Below are 16,599 nucleotides of genomic sequence, written 5' to 3'. Positions count from 1 at the left end.
CTCCCAGAAACGAATCTTGCTTTCGGAAACCCAGAAAGCTACGACTCATCAAGCGAACAGCTATACATCGAGAGTATGGAATTTCACAAAAGTGTCATATAACCGACCTATCATATGCGACAAATGTTATTAACTAGGAGTTGTTTATGTTACGAGTCGCGCTTGCCTCTCTTTTATCCTTAGCCCTGTCTTCTCATGCTGCTTTAGCACAAGAAACCACTATTTCGGGCTCCACTTCAGTATCACGAGTGATGGATGTATTAGCTGAGGAGTACAACAAGACTCACCCTGATAACTATATTGCGGTTCAGGGCATTGGTTCTACAGCAGGTATTACCATGGTTAATAAAGGTGTCTCTGACATCGGTATGAGCTCGCGTTATTTAACCGACCGCGAACAAGACGAGAAGTTGAAGGTATTTCCAATTGCCTTTGACGGCCTAGCTGTAGTAACTAACCGCTCAAACGCTGTAAGCAACGTTACACGTGAGCAGCTGTTCGATATCTACAAAGGCAAAATCACGAACTGGAAAGCTGTGGGTGGCGCAGATCAGCCTATCGCAGTTGTCACTCGCGAAGCGTCTTCTGGCTCACGCTATAGCTTCGAAAGCTTGCTTGGTTTAACGAAGATCATTAATGACCGTCTAGTGTCTGACATCAACCCAAATAACTTGGTTGTAAACAGCAACAGCATGGTTAAAACGATTGTTAACCATAACCCACACGCGATTGGTTTTATCTCTGTTGGTTCAATCGACCGTTCGATTAAAGCAATTACATTTGAAGGCGTAGAGCCAACATCTAAGAACATTGCTAACCACAGCTATGAATTGGCTCGCCCATTCTTGTTGCTGCACAAGACAGACTCAGTTTCTGACGAGAGCAAAGACTTCATCAAGTTCGTGAAGTCAAAGCAAGGGCAAGAACTTATCGAAGAGTACGGCTACACTCGCATTAAATAAGTGGGATAGTTTTATCTAATGTAAACAAAAAGAGAGAGCACTATGCTCTCTCTTTTTTTGAATCTTTATAAATCGCTTCTTTACAAACCACTTAGAAGTGAAGTTGAATCACTGAAACGATCACAGCGCCAGGACGACGAATACCTTCGATTTCTACGCGGATTTCGCGTTCAATCTCTAGGCCTTTCTTAATTGGCATTACTTTTGTTAGCGTACTTTTAGCACGAACGTTACTGCCCGATTTAACAGGGTATGGGAAACGTACTTGGTTAAGACCAATGTTTACGACCATCTTCGCTGTTGGGAATTGAGACTTGTCAGGGTCAACACTGTCAGTCAATCGAGGAAGCAGAGATAAAGTTAAAAAACCATGTGCGATGGTTGTTTTGAACGGAGAGTCTGTTTCCGCTTTTTCAGGTTCAGTGTGAATCCACTGCATATCTTCAGTAACAAGGCCGAACTGGTTAATACGGTCTTGACTTACATTGATCCAGTCGCCAGTATGGATGACTTCACCGATCTGCTGATTAAGCTCATCAAACACAAGTTGTGCTTCAGGCTTAAGTACGATCGGCTGTTCCACCGGCATCTCTGGTGCATCTTCATTGACAGCAGGTTTGTGGTGATCACGAACCCACGCAAAGAAATGGCTATTTTGCGTACGATTAAGAAAGTCGCCCCAGTAATCTCTAAGAGCTGGAGACATCCATTGCATAAACTCTGAGTGTTGCGAAGACATGCTATCGCCTCGGTGTTTAAATAAATCAATGACTTTCATAAGAACCTCAATGCACAAAAAATTTCAATATAACTTCGTAATTTTGAAACACTTCACACTATTGTGCAAATGTTTTCGAGCATACAACCGTTAGCTGAACCTTGTTAAAATCATATTAAACATATACTTACCAATAAAACATCATTTTATTACAAAACCCAAATTAGAGTGTTAGCTCTATCACATGACAAACATTTGTTTATATAAAAGGCGTTTTTATTCATAAGTGGAATAAAAAAAGGCTTAGCGCAATGCTAAACCTTAGTTTTTACAAGGAATTAGTTTTCCGAGGGTTGGTCTTGTAAGAGACGAATCTTACAAGACACTCAATCCTCTATTCGTCATCAAGCGGAACCAGCTTGGTATTACCACCGTGTGCTTTCTCACGCTTACGTTGCACGAATGCGTAGAAGCCAGGGATTAGGAACGTACCCGCCAGTAATACACATAACAGGCCGCCGATCAGTGAAATACCCAGAGAGTTCTGACTCACGTGACCTGCGCCCGCAGCGAAGATAAGCGGGAAGATACCTAAGATGAACGACCAAGACGTCATGTTCACAGCACGGAAACGCAGTGTACCGCCCTTCACCGCTGCATCTTCAATCGGTGCGTCTTTCTCTTCACGCTCTACCTTTGCGAATTCCACAATCAAGATTGCGTTCTTCGCGGCCAAGGCTATCAAGAGAACCAAACCTATTTGTGCATAAAGGTTCAGCGGAGTGCCCGTTAGATTCAATGCCAAGAAGGAGCCTAAGGTTGCGACAGGTACCACGAGGATAATCGCAATCGGAATTGTCCAACTCTCGTATTGAGCCACCATAAACAGGTAGATGAAGATCAGAGCCAGTGCGAAAGCAAAGATCGCTTGGTTACCTGCTAGTACTTCTTGGTAAGCCATGCCTGTCCATTCGTACTGATACCCCTGAGGCAATACTTCTGCAGCTACGCGTTCCATTGCCGCAATCGCATCACCACTTGAGTAACCTTCTGCAGGTTGACCTTGAATCACGGCACTGCGGTACATGTTGTAACGCCATGCTACATCTGGTTCGAAGATCTGATCGTAAGTCACCAATGTGCTTAACGGGATCATCTCGCCATTAGACGAACGAACGTGGAATCGTTGTAGGTCGTCCATGCTGCTACGGTGTTCACTGTCAGCTTGCATGGTTACGCGGAAGTTCTTACCAAACATGGTGAAGTCGTTCACGTACAACGAACCAAGGTTACCTTGTAGTGTTTGGAAAATTTCCGACAACGGAATACCTAATTGCTGCGCTTTCTCACGGTCAATATCGACATAGTAGTGAGGTACGTTCGCACGGAAAGTACTGAATGTGTGTGAAATCTCAGGCTGTTTAGTGGCCTCAGCAATCACGTCATTCATAACCATCGCTAGATCAGTACGGCTACGACCTAATGTATCTTCTAGAACAAACTCAAATCCAGACGCGGCCCCCATGCCCGGTACTGCTGGAGGCCCCATCGCAAACACGACAGCTTGAGGAAGTTCAGTCGCAGCACGACCATTAATACGCTGTGAGATAGCCTGAGCAGAGTGTTGACCATCCAGTGCATTACGCATGTCCCAATCGTGAAGCTTGATGAACATTGACGCACCATTCGACGCAGAAGCGCCCGTCATAAATGCGTAGCCGTTAACCAGTGTTACGCCATCAACACCCGGCTCTTGTTCAACCATTTCAAGCAGCTGCTTAGTCACTTCTTCGGTTCGAGACAAGGATGCCGCGTCAGGAAGCTGAACGTTAACCAGCAAAATGCCTTTATCTTCTTGAGGTACAAACGCCGTAGACGTGGTTTTCGCGAAGTAAGTTACCGCTGCTAGCGCCACAACGAAGAAGGTAAACAGCAGAACACCCTTTTTCACAAGGAAGCCTGCAATTTGACCGTATTTGTTGGTTACTGATTCAAGACCACGGTTAAACGCTTGGTACCAACGAGCCGTGTTACCACCACCCTGCTTAAGAACCAGTGAACACAATGCAGGTGATAGCGTTAATGCGTTAATTGAAGAGATAACAACCGCGATACAGATAGTCAGAGCGAACTGACGGTACATGATGCCAGTAATACCAGGAAGCATTGCAACAGGGATGAATACCGCAAGTAGAACCAAGGTCGACGTAATGATCGGCCCCGTTACTTCTTTCATCGCAATAAGCGTGGCTTTACGCGGTGAAATGGTTGGGTCTTTAGCCATTGTGGTATCAACGTTCTCGATAACCAAGATCGCATCATCTACTACGATACCAATCGCTAGTATCAAACCAAACAGGGTTACCGTGTTGATGGTGAAACCCGTCATCTGCATGATGGCAAACGTACCAATCAAAGATACCGGAATCGCAACTACAGGAATCAAAGTCGCACGCGCACTACCTAAGAACAGATACGTTACCGCGATAACCAGTAAGATCGCTTCAATTAGCGTTTTTACTACGCCTTTGATCGACTCTGCAACGAAGAGTGTCGTGTCATAACTCGCCTCATAAGCAACGCCTTCAGGGAAATTTTTGCCTAAATTATCCAGCATCGCCATCACCGCTTTACCACTTTCCAGCGCGTTAGCGTCTGATTGAAGTGACAACGTTACGATTGAAGCGTCTTGACCACGGTATTTACCATTGCCATCGTAGAACTTTTTACCAAGCTCAACGCGTGAAACGTCTTTTAAATAAACCGTTGAACCATCTTGGTTTGCACGAAGTACAACATTTTCAAACTCATCAGCCGTTTCTAGTCGGCCTTTGGTTACCAAGTTGAACTGCACTTCTTGTGCGTTGTTGTAAGGTGCAGCACCAATACGACCAGCCGCTACCTGAACGTTCTGTTCAGCCAAGGCGCGATTCACATCAGAGGTGGTTATATTGAGGTTAGCCATTTTCTCAGGGTCTAACCAAACACGCATCGCGTATTCGCCACCACCCAATACGTTAACTTCACTGATACCCTTTACACGGGCCAATTGGTCTTTAATGTTCAAGTTCACGTAGTTGATCAAGAATTGATCGTCATACTCTCCGTTCGGCGAGTAGAAGTTCAATACCATCAGCAAGTCAGGAGAACGCTTCTTGACCGTTACACCCACCATTCTTACTTCTTGTGGAAGTTTCGATTCGATCTGAGCAACACGGTTCTGCACGTTGACCTGAGCCATATCAGCATCAGTACCGACATCAAAGGTCACGTTAAGGTTGTATGAACCATCGTTAGCACTTTTAGAGGACATGTAGATCATATCTTCTACGCCGTTAACCGACGTTTCTATGGGGTCGGCTATCGCCTGCTCCACCACTTCAGCACTTGCGCCCGTATAGAATGCAGACACACTGACCGACGGTGGGCTAATTTTTGGATATTCAGCCCCCGGCAAGATAGCGAGAAAAATCGCCCCCGCCAGCGTTAATATGATGGATATAACAAGGGCAAACTTAGGCCTTTGGATAAAGAAACGACTCAACATAAATAGCCCCCTTACTCAGCTTGTTCAGCAGAAGGTTGAATGCGAACGGACATACCATTACGGACACGCTGTAAGCCTTGAGTGATGACTGAGTCGTTCTTCTCTAATCCAGAATGAACAATTACACCACCTTCAACCTGACGACCCATCTCGATGTTTCTGCGCTCAGCAACTGGTGCCGCTTCACCTTCAACCAGTACCATCACAAAGTCGCCTTCTAGGTCGGTTTGTACTGCTCGGCGTGGGATAGTCACAACATCAATAGATTGCTTTTCACGTAGATCCACACGAACGTGTTGACCAGGAAGTAATCGTTGATTCGGATTATCAGCGATTGCGCGCATCGCGATCGTACCGGTATTGAGATTGATACGGTTACCCAAAAAATCGAGCTGACCTAGGTGTTCAAACGCTTCACCGTTCTCAAGCATGATCTGAACTTCAACACCTGCAGAGTCGCTGCTGCCATCGCCTTCGATGCGGTCCATACCCAGCTCAATACGCTCTCGCTCACTGATGCTGAACGATGCGTGGATTGGGTCTAGGCTAACCAAAGTCGTCAGTACACCTGAAGACGGCGAAACCAGATCACCCGTGCTCACTTTGGTATCGCTTATACGGCCAGAGAAAGGCGCGATGATTTTGGTATGAGAAAGCTGAACATTCGCAGCATTAAGCTGTGCTTGGCTTGCTTCAAGCTGTGCTTGAGAACCTAACAAGTTTGCGGTTAATGCATCGAATTCAGATTGAGAGATACTGCCTTTCGGAAGTAGGTTTTTACCACGATTAAAATCAAGCTCAGCTTTTTTAAGGTTCGCGTTCGCTTGAGCAACAGACGCTTTTGCGCTTGCTACTTCGGCTTCAAACGAAGAAGGTTCAATCGAATAAAGCAATTGACCCTTTTCAACCATTTGGCCTTCATTAAAATGACGGCTTTGTAGGTAGCCAGAAACCTGCGCTGTAATAGCCGTGTCTTCAACGGCTTCTATACGACCGATATACGACTTACTTTGCTGGTGAGAAACAACGCTAACATCCTGTACAGCTACGAGAGGTAAAGGTGCTTGCTTGGCATTCTGAGCATCTTGCCCACACCCAGCAAGAATAAGAGAGCTTGCAAGAGCAGTAAGGATCAACTTTTTACGCATGGTTATACCGTCACTTATTAGTATTTGAACAGCATAAAATTTACGTAACACCTCTGTTACCATTGTCCGAGGAATATCAATTATAACTGGCCAAAGTGTATCAATATGTTAATTGAAACCAAGTGCTTATAAAGTGATTACAAACACGCTACAATTCCTAAGTAAATCAATCTCTCAGCTTTTGTTCTCTATGGATATTGTCTAACATAATGTATTGTCAGACAGATAAGCATTCACATTTAATTGTTAAGGAATTCTCATGATTTCAAAATGGGCTAAACGTTTCTATCAAATGGCGGAATTGGTCGGTTCTTGGAGTAAAGATCCTTCAACTCAAGTCGGCGCCGTAATCACTAAGCACAACCGCATTGTTTCTGTTGGTTTTAATGGCTACCCACATGGCGTGTCTGATAGTGCGGATACTGATGACAGAGAGATGAAGTACCTCAAGACACTTCACGCTGAAGAAAATGCGATCTTATTCGCCAAGCGTGATTTGGACAGCTGTGAAATCTGGGTGACTCACTTCCCTTGCCCAAACTGCGCAGCGAAAATCATCCAAACCGGTATTTCTGCGGTTCACTGCCCAGAGCAAAGTGAAGACTTTCTTTCTCGCTGGGGAGACAAAATCAAAGTGAGCCAAGATATGTTTGAACAAGCAGGCGTAAAAGTCGATTGGTTGCCACTGGCTGACCTAGATTAAACGAACAGATAGTTAGAACAAAAAAGCCGAGAGTCGATATTATCGCTCTCGGCTTTCTTTTGTTTGGACTTATAGTTTGGTCGCTATATTTTAGAAGCTATAGTTTAGAGGCTATAGCTTGGTCACTGTAAACGGATGAGCAAACTAAGCGTTCGTTGGGAATGCTTCCGCGTACGCTTCCATAAAGTCTTTACGAATATCTTGCTCTAGATGAATCGCTTTTTCGGTCGGACAGAAGATCATAAAGTGCACTTCTTGCTCACCTGTCGAACTGCTTGTGATATGGATGTGAGGCTCAGAACCCGGAAGGTCAACGCCAGCGTGCTTTTCGATCACACCGTTGTAACGGCGGGCAACATCGATAAACTCTTCACAATGCTCTTCAATTTTCACAATAAGACCCGACAGCATAGGGTATAGGTTTACAAAGTCTTTCACCGTCACAAAAAAGTTATGATAAACATAACGCTTCATGAAGTTGAGGTTCTTTACCGGATAAGTGAAGAACATGCTATTAGGCAGCGTGGCTGTCTTGCCAGTGAAGTGATATTGCCCATGATACAAATCGATTTCTTGAATCACGGTCGCCATCAAATTGTGTTCAATCACCTCACCGCTGATTTTACCCACTTCGATCCAGTCGCCGATTCTAAATGAGCGAGAACTCGCACGCTGAATAGAACCGGTGAAACACAAAATGATCTCTTTAGATGCGACGACTATAGCAACAGCAATGGCCGTTACCGACAGCGCAAACTCGCTGATTTCGGATTTCCACAGCACAAATAACGTCACAACAATAATCGCGAATGTGCCGTTTTTGGTTCGTGACATCCAGTTACGTTGGTCTTCGCTAAGGAAAGCAACATCACCTCTTATTTGAGATAAGGTGATTCGGCGAATGATTAATATAATAGTGATAATCAACGCACTAAAAATAAACTTATGAGCGAGTAGAAAATCAATTACTTGCCACAACTTTTCCATTACTTATTCCTTAGCATTACAACAGTTAGCTTTACAACGGTTAGCTTTACAAGAAAGCCGCTAATATCCTTTCTATGAAAAAGCGTTCAACTCCTGAGCGCTCGTATACATTCTGGTATTAGCCTAGCTAAGGCTATCATTTTATCTTGGCAGAAGTAATAAATTGACCAAAAGTTTCACACCAAATCACAACCGTATTAAATCGATTAAGATCAGTACCTTCGGGAAGCTCAACCATAAAGCGGTCGAATGTTTTCACATCTCCGACTCTCAATAACTCGTTCTTGCTGTCATTGAAAGCTTGCTCGGTTTCAATGAACTTAGGTGAGAGGTAAACCTTGTAATCAGGCCCCGGCGCCAATTCACCTTCAAAAGCGATCGCACTTTCAGACACTGAAACGATGCCTTCTCCCCAGTGCAAGAAGTCACTGTCTTGTCGATCTTTAGTAAACTCGCCCGTGTAGATAGCCTGCTCACTGATCGCTTCAACAGAACTCGAAGAAGGAGAATCAGGCTCAATCAAGATAGGTAATGCGTAAACACCCAGCCCAAAACCAAAAGCACCCACGGCTAAATGGGTGCAAAGTAAAACTAACTTTTTCATCGCGTACTCCCTTATGCTTAAAGAGAGTATTATTGAATACTCTCAAAAATACAAAGAGATATAACGCTCTGATGCTCTATTTTTGGTAATGCGTCGCTGTACGTTGAGACAATTCGACAATCACTTTTACCGCTTGCTCCATGCCTTGAATGGTAATGAACTCATGAATACCGTGGAAGTTGTAGCCACCAGTAAAGATATTCGGACATGGTAGCCCCATGAAAGATAAACGAGCACCGTCTGTACCACCTCGGATAGGCTTGATCATTGGCTCAACATCGCACTCAATCATCGCTTGCTTCGCTAATTCAACAATATGTTGATGCGGTTCAACCATCTCTTTCATGTTGAAGTAGCTATCGGTTAGCACCAGCTCAACACGGCCTTTCTCAAGGCGCTCATTCAGCTCATCGACTTTCTGTTGCATGAATGCCTTACGTGCTTCTACACCCTCACGTTCAAAATCACGGATGATGTATCCCAATTCAGAGCGAGCCACACCCATTTCCGCCGATTTCAGGTGGTAGAAGCCTTCATAACCTTCTGTGCACTCTGGTGTTTCTTGCGCAGGCATCATCAATTGGAATTGCGCTGCAATGTTCATCGAGTTCACCATTTTATCTTTTGCGGTGCCCGGGTGAACGTTCACGCCATGACAGATAACATCGGCGCTCGTGGCATTGAAGTTCTCAAATTCCAACTCCCCTACTGGGCCACCATCGATGGTGTACGCCCACTCGGCGCCAAATTTTTCAACGTCAAACAGGTTCGCACCGCGACCAATCTCTTCATCCGGCGTGAAACCAATGCAGATGTCGCCGTGTTTGATGTCTGGATTCGCTTTCAGGTAAGCAATTGCACTGATGATTTCAGCGATGCCCGCTTTGTTGTCGGCACCAAGCAGAGTTGTGCCGTCAGTCGTAATCAGGTCGTGACCATGTAAAGAATCAAGATCTGGATACTGGCTTGGGTTCAAACTCTCGCCACTTTCCCCTAATTCAATCGTTCCACCTCGGTAATCTTTAATCACTTGTGGTTTCACGTTGGCGCCTGATGCGTCAGGAGCGGTATCCATGTGCGCCACAAAGCCAATCGCAGGCACATCGTAATCGACATTCGACGGCAGTTTCGCCATCAAGTATCCATTGTCATCTAAAGACACATCAACTAAGTCTAATGCCACCAATTCTAACTTTAAGGCTTCAGCAAAGGTAATTTGACCCGGTGAACTTGGGCATTGCTGATTAGAAGGATCGGATTTGGTATCAAAAGTAACGTAATTCAGAAAACGTTCTACAAGCTTTTCCATAATTCATCTCACCATGGATTAAGTAATTGATTTACTGACTTAATTATTATGTCGATAAGTGATACATCGTTAAATAAATACGAGCACAGAGTCAGTAGCGAGGGTTTTCATCTTACGCCCCTGACCATGTATGTAATTGCTCTAAATCATTATTGTGCGAAATTAGATGCGCTTCCTATACTTGAAAACAGAGGGTTTCGTCAGTTCAACATTGCATACGGATGATAAGAGATCGCTTTGTACGCATTCTACGCCCTCCGCTCTCAGCCTAACAAAAGTACAAAGTGGATGATGATCACAATTTATCCTTGATGCAGAATCTGTCATACGTTACACGGAGACACAGTTATGACGATTAATAAATATTTCATTTTCTCTCCTCAAGCCTCTGAGGAAACGCTTCGACCAGTATTAACTGAGAAAGAAGTTCAAAGGCAGGAAGCTCTAAGACAGGCGCAGATCCAGGGTGGATTAGACACAAACGCGACCTCGTAACTCAATGAATACCTAGCACTATTAAGACCCCTATAAAAAAGCTCTACGCTCTATCCGGTAGAGCTTTTTTTTATTTTTGATCTGTTCTCCTCTCCCCCACTCCCAAACAAGCTGAACATTAAACCTTCGCTCATTGCTTGTTGTTCTTCACTTCTCGATCACCAATTGGCTCATAGTTTCTCGCGAATGTATTTTCACGCATTGCACACACTAGCTTGCAGCGCTGAGAAATGACTCACTAAACTCCCCGATGCCATACCTTGTCGTGTCATTTTGTGCTAATAATTCATATTCGTTTTCATTCCTCACTCGCCCTCTTTTCAAAACTATAATGCGAGTACCAGAGAACCTAACCACAGGAACCCCGAATTCAATGGAATATTCAAAGCTAGGAAGTAGTCAAATTCCCGTTTCCCGTATCTGTCTTGGCAGCATGACTTGGGGGCTACAAAATACGCAGCAGCAAGCCGACCAACAGATCGAATACGCATTAAGCCAAGGTATTAACTTTATCGATACTGCAGAGATGTACGCGGTTCCACCTTCTCCAGATACCTACGGAAAAACAGAAGCGATCATTGGTAACTGGTTATCGCGTAACCCACAGCGTCGACAAGAGTTGATCATTGCGAGCAAAATTGCCGGGCCAGGGCTTCCTTGGGTTCGAGATGGCGGCCCGATAACGGGTGAAGCGGTGATCGCAGCCGTTGACGCATCATTAAAACGCCTACAAACAGACTATATCGACCTTTACCAACTTCATTGGCCAAATCGTACAACGCCTCACTTTGGTAAGCATTTCCCGAATCACATTCGATTCAGTGATATTGACCGAAAGCAGCATGAAGCTGAGATGTTGGAAATCCTACAAGCACTGGCAAGCTGCATTAAGGCGGGGAAAATTCGCCATGTCGGGCTTTCAGATGATTCTACTTGGGGCATTAACACATACCTCAAGCTGAGCGAGAAACACGATTTGCCACGTATGGTTTCGATTCAGAATGAATTTAGCTTGCTGCACGCAAAAGACTGGCCATATCTGATTGAGAACTGTGTGCATGAAGATGTCGCTTATCTGCCATGGTCACCTTTAGCTGCAGGCATGTTGAGTGGAAAGTACATTGATGGCGCAAGACCGGAAGGCAGCCGTTGGACTTACATGCAACGTAAAGGCATTTTTCGTGATACTGAATCTGCCAATGAAGCGGTTAAATGCTATGTTGAAGTGGCGAATGCTCACGGGTTCACTCCAAGCCAACTGGCATTGGCTTGGTGTAATCAAGTTGATGGGGTGACGTCCACTATCATTGGTGCAACGACCATGGAGCAGCTAAAAGAGAACGTAGCCGCTTTCAGTAAACCGTTATCAGAAGAGATCCTGACTGATATCAACACAGTATTTAAACGCTATCCTGCTCCGTATTAGGCTGTCAGTTCAGCTTAACTTAGGTGAGTAAATCCCATAAGAGCGCGCTATTTAGTGCGCTTTTCTTTTTTAAGTGAGTTGCTTTTGCTTTTTATGTAGATCGCATTGAGTCATCACGCTTTTGGTTCGCTAACCTTTGCTCTATAATGCGCGGGCTTATATCTAGGATAAAAACATGATTTCAAAAAACCAATTAAAACTCCTTCGTGCTTTGGGCCAAAAGAAACAACGTAAAGCCCACGGCCTGTTTCTAGTTCAAGGTGAAAAGAACGTTCTTGAGCTGTTCAATAGTGACTTAGTCGTGAAGAACGTCTTTGCTACCGCTGATTTCTTATCTGAAAATCACGCATCACTGATTGAGTTTGATTGTGTTGAAGCCTCACTGGATGACCTAACCAAAGCGAGCACTTTGGTAAGTAACAATGCAGCGATTGCGGTTGTTGAGATCCCAACGTTTGAACTACCAGAAGCGACAGGACTGATGATTGCACTTGATGGCGTTTCAGACCCTGGCAACCTAGGTACGATTATTCGCGTAGCAGACTGGTATGGCATCAAGCATATCGTTGCGAGCAGCGATTGCGCAGACCCATACAACCCTAAAACGATCAGCGCGACTATGGGCAGCTTTGGCCGCGTACACGTAAGCCAAACAGACTTACCAGCTTACTTAAAGCAAGCGAACCTACCGGTTTACGGTGCTTTCTTAGAAGGCGAAAGTGTTCATAAGACTGAGTTTACTGCTAACGGCATTTTATTGATGGGCAGTGAGTCTCACGGCATCCGTGAACACGCGGCTAAATACGTGACTGATAAGATTACGATTCCAGCATTCGGTGGCGCAGAGTCTTTGAACGTTGCAATGGCGACAGGCATTATTCTCGACAACATGCGTCGTCAGCACTGCTAGACCTCTAAGCTAACTAGCCAATCGACAGTGTTCAGATATTAAAAAAGGCGTATTGATTAAATCAGTACGCCTTTTTATTTGAGTTCTTTTCAACAATTACTTTTCTAGCATTGCCAACTTATCACACACACCATTCCACTTTTCAGCGTCATCCATTGGTGCTTTTACTTCCGTTTGCACAGGCCAAATCTCAGCGAGCTCTGCGTTCACTTCGATGAAGATCTTTTGATCTTCTGGCAGTTCGTCTTCTTGGAAGATTGCTTGAGCATCACATTCAGGTACACACAAGCCACAATCAATACATTCGACTGGGTTGATTACCATGAAATTTGGGCCTTCATGGAACGCATCTGCGGGGCACACTGCCACACAGTCTGTGTATTTACATTGAATACAATTATCGCCTACGACAAATGCCATGATGCTCTGCTCTATAAGTTAGTCAAAATTGAAGAATGGGGATAATACTCATCCCAAAGCAAAATTCAACATCATACGGCTCTAATATCGTGTCTATTTGCTCCATGTTTCCAAATTAGTATGACAGATAAATCAATTTCTCGTAAAATGCGCGCCATTGTGAGCTTATCGCTTCTTTGAACATCAGCGTTTCCATCAAACTCTGTATTAAGAAACGATCTAGCTAAGACACCTATAAAAACGAGACATCGAAATGATACGTTTAACCGAAATTAAACTCCCACTAGACCATGAAGAGTCTGCTATTCAAGACGCTATTGAAGCGAAACTTGGTATTAACTCTGATCAGGTACTCTCTTTTAATATCTTTAAACGTGGCTACGATGCTCGTAAGAAATCAAAGATCTTACTTATCTACACGCTTGACGTTCTCGTTGAAAACGAAGCTGAGTTGTTAGAACAATTCATTAGCGACCCGCACGTAAAAGTGACTCCTGATATGGAGTACAAGTTTGTTGCTAAAGCGGTTGAGAACCAAACTGAGCGCCCTGTGGTTATCGGTTTTGGCCCATGTGGTCTATTCGCTGGCCTAGTGCTTGCTCAAATGGGTTTCAACCCAATCATCGTTGAGCGTGGTAAAGAAGTTCGTGAGCGTACGAAAGATACCTTTGGTTTCTGGCGTAAGCGTACGCTGAACACAGAATCAAACGTACAGTTTGGTGAAGGCGGCGCAGGTACTTTCTCTGACGGTAAGCTGTACAGCCAAGTTAAAGATCCAAAGCACTACGGCCGTAAAGTAATTGAAGAGTTCGTTGCTGCGGGTGCACCAGAAGAAATTCTATACGTAAGTAAGCCGCACATCGGTACCTTTAAACTGGTTACCATGATCGAAAAGATGCGCGCTTCTATCATTGAACTTGGTGGCGAAATCCGTTTCAGCACTCGTGTTGACGACGTTCATATGGAAGATGGTCAAATCACTGGCCTAACGCTTTCTAACGGTGAAGAGATCAAATCTCGTCACGTGGTATTGGCTGTTGGCCACAGTGCTCGTGACACGTTTGAAATGCTGTACGATCGTGGCGTTTACATGGAAGCGAAGCCTTTCTCTGTTGGTTTCCGTATCGAACACAAGCAATCGATGATCGATGAAGCTCGTTTCGGTAAGAACGCAGGCAACCCAATCCTAGGTGCTGCGGACTACAAGCTGGTTCACCACTGTAAGAATGGCCGCACTGTATACAGCTTCTGTATGTGCCCAGGTGGTACTGTGGTTGCTGCAACGTCTGAAGAAGGCCGCGTAGTAACGAACGGCATGAGCCAATACTCTCGTGCAGAACGTAACGCAAACAGCGCGATCGTTGTAGGTATCGACCCAGAGCGTGATTACCCAGGTGACGCACTGGCTGGTATCCGTTTACAACGTGAACTAGAAAGCGGCGCTTATGTTCTTGGTGGTGAAAACTACGATGCACCAGCTCAAAAAATCGGTGACTTCTTGAAAGGTCGCGATCCAAGTGCAATCGGTGAAGTACAACCGTCATTCACGCCGGGTATCCACCTGACTGATATTTCAAAAGCGCTGCCTGATTTTGCTATCGAAGCGATTCGTGAAGCAATCCCAGCGTTCGAGAAGAAGATCAAAGGTTTCTCTACGCCAGACGGCCTACTTACCGGTGTTGAGACACGTACGTCTTCTCCTGTATGCATCAAACGTGGTAAAGACTTCCAAAGCATCAACCTTAAGGGCTTCTTCCCTGCTGGCGAAGGTGCAGGCTACGCAGGCGGTATCCTTTCCGCTGGTATTGATGGTATTAAGGCTGCAGAAGCGCTAGCACTATCAATGGCAGAGCAAAACCAAGCCGAGAAGATTGAGATCGCTTAAACGCTTTCGATAAACCCAAGCTAAATAGCGAACACCCAAAACTGAAAATCCAGTGTCTTGTCGACACTGGATTTTTTTATGTGCATGTGACTAGCGGTGAGCAAGCAACATGGTAGAATGCAGCCATTAATCTTATCCTTGTATAAGATTGTTAAACCTTTCCATCGCTATTTAGCCAAATCATACCGAGAAACTTATGCCATTTTCCAAGCTTGGATTAAGCTCACCTATTGTTAAAGCCGTTGCAAAACAAGGCTATGAAAAGCCAACCTCTATTCAAGAAAAAGCAATTCCGATTGTGCTTTCTGGTAAGAACCTTATTGCTGCTGCACAAACAGGTACAGGTAAAACTGCGAGCTTTGTTCTCCCTATCTTAGAAATGCTAAGTAAAGGTGAAACACAACGTAAAAAACGCATTCGCGCTGTTATTCTGACACCAACTCGTGAGCTTGCGATTCAGGTTGAACAGAACATTACTAAGTACGCGAAATTCCTAAACCTGACATCATTAGCGATGTACGGTGGCGTGTCTTACCAACACCAGAAAGATCGTCTTATTGAAGGCGTTGATATTCTTGTGGCAACACCAGGTCGTTTGATCGATATGTACGGACAACGTGCCGTTCACTTTGATGAAGTTGAAGTATTGGTTCTGGATGAGGCCGACCGCATGCTAGACATGGGTTTCATCGAAGACATCAACAAGATCATCGCGCGTTTGCCACAAAACATTCAAAACCTCTTGTTCTCAGCAACGCTATCAACGCCAGTTCGTGCGCTAGCGAAAAGCGCAATCAGTGAAGCGGAAGAGATTTCAATTGCCAAAACTGACGCTTCTAAAGCGAACATTGAGCAATGGTTGGTAACCGTCGATAAAGACCGCAAATCTGCGCTATTAAGCCACATGATCACTGACGGTGAATGGGACCAAGCGCTTATCTTTATCGAGACCAAACACGGCGCGGCTAAGTTAGTTGCCCAACTTGAAAAGCGTGGCATCCAAGCTGAAGCTTTCCACAGTGGGCGTAGCCAAGCGATTCGTGAAAAGATTCTGGCTGACTTTAAGAAAGGTCGTCTAAAATATCTAGTTGCAACGGGTGTTGCTGCTCGTGGTATCGATATCGATAACCTAAGCCGCGTAGTCAACTACGACATCCCATTCCCAGCGGATGACTATGTACACCGTATTGGTCGTACAGGTCGTGCTGATGCATCTGGTGAAGCAATCTCTTTCCTATCGAAAGACAACTTCAAGAACCTGTGCATTATCGAAAAACGTCTTGGTCACTTGATTGAGCGCCGCGTTGTTGAAGGTTTCGAACCACGCAAAGAAGTCCCAATTTCAGTATTGAACTTCGTTCCTAAAAAGAAAAGAGACCTACAGCAACCTGAGTAATTTCAGATTTAGAAAATGCGAAAGTCCGCATTAGCAATCGAGTAGGAGGAGGCCTCACGGCCTCCGTCCTCTCACACCACCGTACAAGC

At 44.8% G+C, this 16,599-nt stretch carries 14 protein-coding genes; 7 read left to right on the top strand and 7 right to left on the bottom strand.

What is annotated here, in order from left to right; all coding sequences use genetic code 11:
• The first annotated feature begins 146 nt into the window (after positions 1 to 146).
• Positions 147 to 962, top strand: a complete 816-nt coding sequence (locus AB6D58_RS21250; protein ID WP_017068410.1) for a phosphate ABC transporter substrate-binding protein — start codon at positions 147 to 149, stop codon at positions 960 to 962.
• 91 nt (positions 963 to 1,053) lie between these two features.
• Here AB6D58_RS21250 and AB6D58_RS21245 read toward each other — a convergent pair whose 3' ends face one another.
• The 3 genes from AB6D58_RS21245 to AB6D58_RS21235 all read right to left on the bottom strand — a co-directional run bounded on the left by AB6D58_RS21245 (position 1,054) and on the right by AB6D58_RS21235 (position 6,375).
• Positions 1,054 to 1,740 carry a MaoC family dehydratase gene (locus AB6D58_RS21245; RefSeq protein WP_372158383.1) on the bottom strand — a complete coding sequence of 229 codons (687 nt, stop codon included), beginning with the start codon at positions 1,738 to 1,740 and terminating at the stop codon, positions 1,054 to 1,056.
• A gap of 334 nt (positions 1,741 to 2,074) precedes the next feature.
• Positions 2,075 to 5,227: an efflux RND transporter permease subunit gene (locus AB6D58_RS21240; protein ID WP_372158381.1), complete on the bottom strand. Its 3,153-nt coding sequence runs from the start codon at positions 5,225 to 5,227 to the stop codon at positions 2,075 to 2,077.
• An 11-nt stretch (positions 5,228 to 5,238) separates the two neighbouring features.
• Positions 5,239 to 6,375, bottom strand: coding sequence for an efflux RND transporter periplasmic adaptor subunit (locus AB6D58_RS21235; RefSeq protein WP_137002374.1), 1,137 nt, complete (start codon positions 6,373 to 6,375; stop codon positions 5,239 to 5,241).
• Between the two features lie 259 nt (positions 6,376 to 6,634).
• Between AB6D58_RS21235 and AB6D58_RS21230 the strand changes: the two genes are divergently transcribed.
• Positions 6,635 to 7,078 carry a dCMP deaminase family protein gene (locus AB6D58_RS21230; protein ID WP_017059490.1) on the top strand — a complete coding sequence of 148 codons (444 nt, stop codon included), beginning with the start codon at positions 6,635 to 6,637 and terminating at the stop codon, positions 7,076 to 7,078.
• Between the two features lie 144 nt (positions 7,079 to 7,222).
• Here the strand turns inward: AB6D58_RS21230 and AB6D58_RS21225 are convergent, their stop codons facing one another.
• The 3 genes from AB6D58_RS21225 to pepT form a co-directional block, all read right to left on the bottom strand.
• The gene (locus AB6D58_RS21225) at positions 7,223 to 8,065 is read right to left on the bottom strand and encodes a mechanosensitive ion channel family protein (protein WP_137002373.1); all 843 of its coding nucleotides are present in this window, start codon (positions 8,063 to 8,065) and stop codon (positions 7,223 to 7,225) included.
• 136 nt (positions 8,066 to 8,201) lie between these two features.
• Entirely contained in the window at positions 8,202 to 8,669 is a 468-nt protein-coding gene (locus AB6D58_RS21220; protein WP_081230873.1) for a DM13 domain-containing protein, read from the bottom strand.
• 76 nt (positions 8,670 to 8,745) lie between these two features.
• Positions 8,746 to 9,978 (bottom strand): peptidase T, encoded by a 1,233-nt coding sequence (pepT, locus tag AB6D58_RS21215; RefSeq protein WP_372158379.1) that lies wholly within the window; start codon positions 9,976 to 9,978, stop codon positions 8,746 to 8,748.
• Between the two features lie 348 nt (positions 9,979 to 10,326).
• Here pepT and AB6D58_RS21210 point away from each other — a divergent pair, with 348 nt between their 5' ends.
• The 3 genes from AB6D58_RS21210 to AB6D58_RS21200 all read left to right on the top strand — a co-directional run bounded on the left by AB6D58_RS21210 (position 10,327) and on the right by AB6D58_RS21200 (position 12,809).
• Positions 10,327 to 10,473, top strand: coding sequence for a hypothetical protein (locus AB6D58_RS21210; RefSeq protein WP_017059486.1), 147 nt, complete (start codon positions 10,327 to 10,329; stop codon positions 10,471 to 10,473).
• Between the two features lie 373 nt (positions 10,474 to 10,846).
• On the top strand, positions 10,847 to 11,899 hold the full coding sequence (locus AB6D58_RS21205) for an aldo/keto reductase (RefSeq protein ID WP_372158377.1): 1,053 nt from the start codon (positions 10,847 to 10,849) through the stop codon (positions 11,897 to 11,899).
• Positions 11,900 to 12,074: 175 nt separating this feature from the next.
• Entirely contained in the window at positions 12,075 to 12,809 is a 735-nt protein-coding gene (locus AB6D58_RS21200) for an RNA methyltransferase (RefSeq protein WP_017071605.1), read from the top strand.
• Between the two features lie 96 nt (positions 12,810 to 12,905).
• Here the strand turns inward: AB6D58_RS21200 and fdxA are convergent, their stop codons facing one another.
• Entirely contained in the window at positions 12,906 to 13,229 is a 324-nt protein-coding gene (fdxA, locus tag AB6D58_RS21195) for a ferredoxin FdxA (RefSeq protein WP_017064356.1), read from the bottom strand.
• Between the two features lie 253 nt (positions 13,230 to 13,482).
• Between fdxA and AB6D58_RS21190 the strand changes: the two genes are divergently transcribed.
• Positions 13,483 to 15,114: an NAD(P)/FAD-dependent oxidoreductase gene (locus tag AB6D58_RS21190; RefSeq protein WP_017059483.1), complete on the top strand. Its 1,632-nt coding sequence runs from the start codon at positions 13,483 to 13,485 to the stop codon at positions 15,112 to 15,114.
• 196 nt (positions 15,115 to 15,310) lie between these two features.
• Entirely contained in the window at positions 15,311 to 16,510 is a 1,200-nt protein-coding gene (locus AB6D58_RS21185; RefSeq protein ID WP_004731773.1) for a DEAD/DEAH box helicase, read from the top strand.
• Positions 16,511 to 16,599: the final 89 nt, after the last annotated feature.

The sequence above is a fragment of the Vibrio sp. 10N.239.312.D08 genome (genome assembly GCF_041466145.1).
GTDB lineage: Bacteria > Pseudomonadota > Gammaproteobacteria > Enterobacterales > Vibrionaceae > Vibrio > Vibrio crassostreae_C.
This window is presented reverse-complemented; position numbering and strand designations above follow the sequence as displayed.

What these genes read in the sequence shown, in the direction of transcription:
- AB6D58_RS21250 (WP_017068410.1), top strand. Translation starts at nt 147, where the DNA reads ATGTTACGAGTCGCGCTTGCCTCTCTTTTATCCTTAGCCCTGTCTTCT.
- AB6D58_RS21245 (WP_372158383.1), bottom strand. Translation starts at nt 1,740, where the DNA reads ATGAAAGTCATTGATTTATTTAAACACCGAGGCGATAGCATGTCTTCG.
- AB6D58_RS21240 (WP_372158381.1), bottom strand. Translation starts at nt 5,227, where the DNA reads ATGTTGAGTCGTTTCTTTATCCAAAGGCCTAAGTTTGCCCTTGTTATA.
- AB6D58_RS21235 (WP_137002374.1), bottom strand. Translation starts at nt 6,375, where the DNA reads ATGCGTAAAAAGTTGATCCTTACTGCTCTTGCAAGCTCTCTTATTCTT.
- AB6D58_RS21230 (WP_017059490.1), top strand. Translation starts at nt 6,635, where the DNA reads ATGATTTCAAAATGGGCTAAACGTTTCTATCAAATGGCGGAATTGGTC.
- AB6D58_RS21225 (WP_137002373.1), bottom strand. Translation starts at nt 8,065, where the DNA reads ATGGAAAAGTTGTGGCAAGTAATTGATTTTCTACTCGCTCATAAGTTT.
- AB6D58_RS21220 (WP_081230873.1), bottom strand. Translation starts at nt 8,669, where the DNA reads ATGAAAAAGTTAGTTTTACTTTGCACCCATTTAGCCGTGGGTGCTTTT.
- pepT (WP_372158379.1), bottom strand. Translation starts at nt 9,978, where the DNA reads ATGGAAAAGCTTGTAGAACGTTTTCTGAATTACGTTACTTTTGATACC.
- AB6D58_RS21210 (WP_017059486.1), top strand. Translation starts at nt 10,327, where the DNA reads ATGACGATTAATAAATATTTCATTTTCTCTCCTCAAGCCTCTGAGGAA.
- AB6D58_RS21205 (WP_372158377.1), top strand. Translation starts at nt 10,847, where the DNA reads ATGGAATATTCAAAGCTAGGAAGTAGTCAAATTCCCGTTTCCCGTATC.
- AB6D58_RS21200 (WP_017071605.1), top strand. Translation starts at nt 12,075, where the DNA reads ATGATTTCAAAAAACCAATTAAAACTCCTTCGTGCTTTGGGCCAAAAG.
- fdxA (WP_017064356.1), bottom strand. Translation starts at nt 13,229, where the DNA reads ATGGCATTTGTCGTAGGCGATAATTGTATTCAATGTAAATACACAGAC.
- AB6D58_RS21190 (WP_017059483.1), top strand. Translation starts at nt 13,483, where the DNA reads ATGATACGTTTAACCGAAATTAAACTCCCACTAGACCATGAAGAGTCT.
- AB6D58_RS21185 (WP_004731773.1), top strand. Translation starts at nt 15,311, where the DNA reads ATGCCATTTTCCAAGCTTGGATTAAGCTCACCTATTGTTAAAGCCGTT.